This is a genomic window from Enterobacter sp. MGH 37, from assembly GCF_000534515.1.
Classification (GTDB): domain Bacteria; phylum Pseudomonadota; class Gammaproteobacteria; order Enterobacterales; family Enterobacteriaceae; genus Enterobacter; species Enterobacter kobei.
This window is the reverse complement of record NZ_KI973206.1, coordinates 320,137-327,974: the sequence shown is the minus strand read 5'-3', so window position 1 is coordinate 327,974 and position 7,838 is coordinate 320,137. Positions and strand designations below refer to the sequence as shown.

The following is a 7,838-nucleotide window of genomic DNA, read 5'->3' as shown; positions in this document are numbered from 1 at the left end:
TCGCCGTTCCACTGCTTGTGCTCAGGCGTTTTCGGCATGTCCATGCCGGTCTGACCGGTGGAGGAACCCGGCGAGAGCTTGACGTCGGTGCCTTTCGGGTTGCTCGACGGCGCCACGCCGTTGGTCATGTCGCCGTTCCACTTTCTGTGCTCAGGCGTTTTCGGCATATCTTTGCCGGTTTTACCGGTTGCAGAACCCGGCGAAAGCGTTGGGTAATTCGTATTCGGAACGTCCCATTTTTTCTTCGGCGTCGTGCTGTCAGCCGGTTTCGGCGCAGGCTTAAGGTCATCCGCTTTCGACGGCGTAACGGCAGGCACCGCTTCGCTGTGCGCAGGTTTCGCTGGCGTATCCTCTTTCTTCTTCGTGCCATCGCCTGAATGCTTCGACGAGCCCCCGCCATTGCGGTGGTCGCTCGGCGTATCGACGTCGTAACTGCCTTTTTTCTTCTTACCGATACCAGGATCCGCAAGGGTATAGGAGATATTGTTGCCCGCTTCTTTTTCGTCACGGGTGACAACGGACATCTCATCCTTGTTGGTGTTGATCTCGCCAGTCGTACCTTTGCTGGTGGTGTCACCCACGGAAATGGTGGATTTCTGCGTTTCGTTACGGTGGATCTCATCGACCGTATCCACGTAGATGTTAGCCGATGGAATGCCGCCTTTTTTACCAGGCAAACCACCGATACCTACGCCGCCACCGCCGTACAGGCCGTCCTGCTCAACGGTATCTTGCAGGTCTTTGGCGTTGATATTGCCCGCAACGTTGACGTTACCGGTGCCATTATCAGAGACGATATTAGCCCCCGCCATGTTGAGGTCGCCGCCGGTTTTCACCTGCACGTCACCCGTGGTGTGAATGCCGGACTGCTTCGCGGTGGTTGCCGAGTCATAAGCCTCTGAGCCGCCGCCGCCGTTAACGGCCCCGGTAGGCATCACGCCTTTCGTCGACACGGCTACACCGACGGATGCACCCCAGTTGGCACGCTCGTTGTCCGTGTGAACCGTATCCTGAAGGGAGTTCACGGTCATATCCCCTGCAACATCCACGTCCGCGGTATTGGCATCAATGTTGGCCCCGCTCATGGTCATGTCGCCGCCGGACTTAATTTTGACGTCGCCTGCCGTAATGGTGCTGTTGGTGTAGCTGGTGCTGTTGCCTGTTCCGGTCTCTTTGCTGCCGCTGTAGTCGACGGACGCGCCGCCGCTCACGCCGGAGAGATCCACGCCCACGCCAGCCGAGATGCCCGCCGAGTGCTCCTCGGTGGTGTTGCTGTAGCTGGATGTGGATTTCGCCGCATTCATGTTCACATCGCCGCCTGCGTTAATTTCAACGTTCTGGCCGCTAATGTCTGTTCCGTTCAACGTGGTGTCTTTTTTGGTATTGATCGAAACGTTATTGGCGCTGATGTGATTAATGTTTTCCGCCGTGGAGGTGGAGGTTGAGTGCGATTTAGACGAACTGCCGCCAATGGTAACGGAACCGCCAGCCAGATCGTTGAGCAGCAGATTAGAGGCCTCGCCCAGCACTTCCGCAGCCGTTGTTCCGGCGTTGGCAGACTGGCCTTCGGTGCCTTTTTCAATCAGGTTACCGGCTTTATCAAAGGTATCTACAAGGGTGCTGTGGGCTTCACCCGTGATACCAAACGACGTCGCTTTATGGGATGAGGTGTTTTTCATCTCATCTTCATATTTCGTGGTCGCGACGTCCTCGGCGTTGATGGTCAGGGCGTCGCCCGCGCTGAGATCCGCTCCACCGATGTCAGCGGTCTTACCGGCTTCAATCGTCCCGGACTGGCCAAAGTTGATTGCGGCATTGGTGTTCTTTTTGCTGTCGGTGACGGACGAGTCACTGGAGGTGCTCATGCCAAACGTGAAGCCAGCCGTATCATTGACCGGCGCACGGCCAGGCTTCTTGCCGATAGCGGAGGTGTCGGATTCTGATCCTGCGCTGACATAGTCGCCGGAGGTCGTTTCGGTGCTGCCGCCGTCCATGGTGCCGTAGCTGGTGTTAACCGACTGGCCGCCGCCGCTGACGCCCGCGCTGATGACAAACTCGCGTGACGAGCTGTGCTGTTCTTCGTGAGCAACGTCCTGGGACGTTTTGATCGTCACGTCATTTTCAGCGGTGATGCTGCCGGTCTGGGCGTTGTAGGTCCCCCCTTCCATCACCACGTCGTTTTTGGCCTCGATACTCATGTTGCCGCCAGCGGAAACATTCGCTCCAATGGCTTTGCCCGTGGTGGTTGAGGTATCAGACATCGTGTAGTTGAGCGCGCTTCTGACGTCGTTATCAATGATACGCGTGGCGTCAATTTCATGCAGGTCATTGAAGGTGACGTCGCCGTCGGTGGCCTTCATGCTTACATCCTGACCCGCCGTAATATCCGACGCGTTGGAGGTGATAGATTTAGCCTCCATGTTAATGCTGCCGCCTGCGGTAACGCCGTCCTCAAAGGCGTGGATCACCTGCTTGCCGCTCTCATCGCGCCCTACGCTGGCCGTCATGGTGATGTCACCCTGAGCTGCGGACATGTTCACGTCGCCCTCAGCGTTAATCGCCGCGCCGTTGTTATTGATATTGCCGCTGGTGCTGGACATATTGATGTCGCCGCCCGCAGAGATACCCGCGCTCATGCCGTTGCTAACGTTGTTGATATCCCCATCAGAGACCAGCGTCATGTCGCCTTTGGATGAGATTGTACCGTTGGCGTTATTGATGCTGTTCGCGTCGACGTTCATATCGCCACCGGCATGAACGGTCGCGGTGCCGCCGTTAACGTCTCCGCTCTCCATCTGACGAAGCGTTTCAGGGCACAGGTACACGACCGGGACCATCACGTCCACGCCGTTCACCGTCTGATTGACGAACCAGACGATATCGGCGTCCAGTCCGTTGCGCTGCTCCTCGGTCAGGGATTGACCGACAACCAGCCCCAGCTCGCTGTCCTGTGCGGCCACGCCTGCATTGTCCATCAGGGCCTGCACCAGCGCGTCGCCTTCCAGACCATCACGGATCGAAAAGAAACTGCCCACCGAGCTGTTGATCTCACGGCGGATCAATTCTGAGGTGAAGTAGTTATCACCAATAACGTTAACCGGCTTCTGCGGGTCATAGCCCACCTGATCGAAGAAGTAATCCGATCCTGTGTAAGCGCTCTGATCGATCATTGACGGACGCGTTTCAAAGATCGGAACGATATTGTTGGCTGGCCCCGGATACGCCGTGCCATTTTTTTCCGCTTCGGCGGTTTTCTTAAAGTCGGTTGAGACTTCAAACATGCCCGGAATGGAGACCATATCCTTGATGGTTGGCATCGGGCTAATGCCCATCGCCAGCTCGTCAATTTTCTTGGTATTTACCTGGACATCGTAACCGGCAATGACCGTATCCACGGTGTATTCACCCACGTCGATATCGCTTACGTCGCTGTGGTTGTTAATCACCCCAGCGTCCGCAATACCGTTATCCAGCGTGCCGCCGTTATGCGTAAAGTTACCGCCCGCGGTGATCTCGCCTTTTTCAGAAGGAACGAAGTAGGTTTTATTGTTTTTTAATGCCTCATTATTGGAGGCTGTTACGCTCGCCCAGATACCGCACATTGTACCGTAGTCGGTGGTTTGCCAGGTTTCACCGAAGATGTCGGACATCATTTTGTTGAAAAGCGTGGACTCGTTGCCGGTCATCACGACGGCGTTGTACCAGAGCGCTTTTTCAGGGTCATCACTGCCTGTCTTACCGGCCGCTGCGCCATTGCCAAACTCGAAGTCGAGGAACTGGTAAAGGGTATCAAAGTTCCACGTAGACGTATGATAGGCGCCTAAATGCCACTGATAGGTGAGCCCGCCCTGCATCTCTAACGGCAGCTGCAGATAATCATAAATGGACATTTCACCGTATTCCGGTGAGTTGTAGATATCACCGGTAACCGTAATATCTTTCGCCGCCTGAATCAGACCACCTTTGTTTGTAATCTGTTTTCTGTCGTAGATATTGCGCTGGTTGATATTAATGTTGCCGCCCGCGCTGATCTCGGCCTGATGATCCAGTCTCAATCCCGAGGTCACAACCGGCATTGAGAAGTTAATCATGGTGTTAGATTTCGTCGCGAGATGCTCAACGGTGCTATATACCGCACTGGCGTTCTGATAACCCGTCATGGAGATTTCGTCGCCGGTATAGCTACTTTCGTTTCTGATGGATTCCGCGTCTAAATTCACGTCCTTCTCAGCGCGAATGATCCCGGCCTGGTTATGGATCTCCTTCGCGATAATCGACATATCGCCCATGCTGAGCACGTTACCCGACACGCCGTTGAAGAAAGTACCGTTACGGGCTTCCAGACTCATATCGCCCATCGTCCACAGCAGGCTACCGGCATTGTTGGTGATATTGCCCGCGGTGACGTTGAGATCGCCTCCGGTCACGATAGAGACGGCGTTGGTGAAATTACCGTCTGCATTCACGGTCAAATCGCCAATCGCTTCCATCTGGGTGCTATTGGTAAAGTCGCCGTGCGTGGCGATCGCCATCGCGCGTCCGGCGTAGATATTCTGGTTATTGGCGTCGAGGGTCAGGCTGTTGTCGACGCTAAGCGTGAGATCGCGTCCGGCCTCAAGAATACCGGCCGTGTTGTTCAGGCTGGCGAGAGTCAGCTGCAGATCCCGGTCGGCGGTGATGGAGGCGTTGGCATCGTTTTGCAGGTTTTTGGTCGCAACAGCAATATTTGTGCCCGCAATGACTGCTTCAGTGGTGTTTTTGATGTTGCCTGTCTGAACATTCAGCGAGGTCGTTTTTGCCCCTGCGAGCACGGCTTCATCGCTGTTGTTAAGGGTGTTCTTCACGTTCAGCGTCAGGTTGTTATCCGTCGAGACAATGGCCGCGCCACTCTCGTTGGTCACATTCTCTGACGTCACGGTCACATCGCCGCCCGCCACCAGAGTCGAATTCGAACCATTTTCACTGCCGCTGTTGAGGAGCGAATTTGCCGCGACGGTTAACGCCCCATCAACGGCCTGAATCACCCCACCGGAGAGGTTAGTCAGTACGCCAACGGCGTTCAGCACCGTGTTCATGCTGGCCGTGATCACCGCCTGGCTGGAGTTGGTCAGGGAATCCACATCCTCGATCGTCAGGTTCCGCAGGGCCATGAGCACATGGTCGCTCCCGTCGTTCATCAGGCTTCGGATATTGCGGATAATCAGATCGGTGCCCGCCTGCACGACGCCGTTATTGTGCAGCGTGTCGCCGTTCTGCACCGTGATGCTGCCGTCGCTGAGGATCACCGAGGCATTGTTCAGCGTATTCACACCGTCCAGGGTCATGTTGCCCGAGGCGAGGAGCGCCGCGTCAGTGCTGTTGTTCAGCGTACCTACGTTGTTGATGCTGAGGGCATGCTCAGACTGGATCACCGCACTGTTGCTGTTGTTGAGCGTATCCACATTGCTGATTGTTATGCTGCCGCTACCGACCATCGCGGCGCTGTTGGAGTTGGATACGTTTGTGATGTTCAGCATCGCCAGCGCACCGTCTGCAACCAGCTGAGACGCATCGTTGGAGAGGGTACCGATGTTGGACAGGGTGAGATTGCCGCTGCTGTATAGGGTGGCATCGCTGATGTTATTCAGCGTGCCGATGTGGTCCAGCAGGATGGACGTTGCCTGAATGCCGGAGGCTGAGTTGGTCAGCGTTGTTGTGCCGGACAGATCCATCGCCCCACTCGCGAGCAGAACGGCGTCGCCCGTGTTGGTGAGAGTGGACATGTTGGTCAGGGTAACGTTTTTCCCCTGGATCCGGCTATTGTCGTTGGTCAGTGCAGTCGTCTGCGCGCCGTCCAGCGTAAGGTTTTCGCCCGCCAGGATCTCGCCGCCGTGGGTGTTATTTAATTGCTTACTGACGTTCAGCGCAACATCGCCCGCTGCGCTCAGGGTTCCGCCGTTGTTATTCAGCTTCGCCGCTTTCACCTGCGCTTTTTGTCTGGCGTTCAGCGTGCCGCTGTTTTCAAGCGTCGCATCGACGTTGGACGCGGTCAGGGTAACGTTTTTCCCCTCGATTTTGCCCTGGTTCTTGATGGATTTACCGCTGGCAGCGAGGGTGACATCTTTTTCGTTGCTGATGATGTTACCGCTGTTGTCGACGTCGCCGCCCACGTTCAGGCTGACGGCTGCCGCATCACCCACGAGGGTGCCGCTGTTGGTCAAGTTGCCGGTCGTGGTGACCTGCAGTGCGTCAGTGGTCGCACCGATGTTTCCACGGTTGTTCAGCGCGCTGGCGTTCATCACCAGCCGTTTTTCCGCGAAGATGCGGCCGTTGTTGTCCAGGTTGCCGACGCGGAGCGTCTGGTTATTGGATGCGTACAGCACGCCGTCGTTCTTCAGTGAACCGGACGCAATCGTCAGGTCCCCCGTGGCGCTGACGGAGCCGCTGTTCACAAAGGCCTCTTTCAGGGTGAACTGCAGGGTGCCTTTTTTCGCCAGGACGCTGCCGCCGCCGTTATTCATGCTGCCTGCGGTAATCTCTACGTCACCGCTGTGGCTGATCACCTGGGTATCCGAGATCAGCGAGGCAAACGGCACTTCAACGCCGTTGACCTTCACAACGAAATCGCCGTTTTTCAGCGTCACGACGCCGTCTGCAATGACCTTGCCGTTGGCGTCCAGCGCCTGCAGTTTGCCGTTCAGGGTATACTGGCCCGCGACGTTAATCTGAATTGCCGGGACGGTGGTGGTGGTGTTATTGGTTACCAGCGAGGCGGCATTTTGCACCAGCGAGCTGGCATCAATGCGGATTTTGCCGGTTGAGGCGATCACGTCGTTATTCAGCGTGATGCCCGCCAGGGCGTTCATGATAATGTCGTTTTTTGCCTGAACGCCGGAAGTGGATTTGTTCAGGGTGATATTCTTGCCGGAGAGCGACATATTTTTCTCGCTCGACAGGCTTGCGAGCGTAATGTCGCCATCCGCACTGATCTCGAGATCGCTGCTGGCGATAATGCCGCCGGCATGACGGACGCCCGCCCCGGATTCGGTGCTGATTAGCTGGATCTTTCCGCCGTACATGGAGCCAAGCGCGCTACCGTCGATAGCCACGGCCGGACCCCGTCCGTCGCCTTTGTTACGCACGGTGTGGCTACGGGTCGCAAGGTCGTAGTCGTTCTGGCCCGCCAGCACTTTGATGTCTGCTTTACCAGCAATTTCGCCTTCCAGCTGCGCGCTGCGGCTAACGATGTCAAAGTAGCCCAGCCCGTCGGTATTAATGCCCTGACCGGTGACGGATACCGCCCCTTTTTCGACCGCCAGCTTATAGGAACCGTCGTTATTTGCCTGCACTTTACCGGTGCTGAGGGTCAGGCTGTTGGCATTGATGGTGGTTGCGCCGTTTACGCTAATGCCGTTTTCGTTGGCAATGATGATGTCGGCCTTTTTACCGAAAACTTCCATCGTGCCGTTAATGTAGGACGCTTTCGCACCCGTTACTTCGCTGATAATGGCGCTGGCTTCGTGCTGCAGTTGGGCATTTTTTACCGCATAGCCGCCAATTTTCGTTACGCCGTCCTGCATGCTGTTGTTAAAGATCATCCCCTGTTTTTCAACGTTAAATTCGTTGAATTTATTCATGGAGATGCCTTTCGCATTAGGATCGGCAATATTCACCACGGGCGTGCCGTTGGCCGCCTGGCCCATGGTAGGGCCTTTCGACTGACGATTATCAGGCGTGGTTGCCGCATCGACGGGGGCCGAGAAAATGCCGGCCAAAGACAGATATAATGGGCAGAGCCGTTTATGCAAATTGCGCGTGGTTATTTTTCCGCTGCGTGTGTTTTTGTTTTTCATTATTCT

The 7,838-nt window shown here is 56.0% G+C and carries 1 protein-coding gene; it reads right to left on the bottom strand.

The features are described from left to right. Nucleotides 1-7,832 (bottom strand): two-partner secretion domain-containing protein (locus L383_RS09580; protein WP_023331273.1); only part of this gene is annotated, 7,832 nt, incomplete at its 3' end. Nucleotides 7,833-7,838 lie beyond the last annotated feature (6 nt).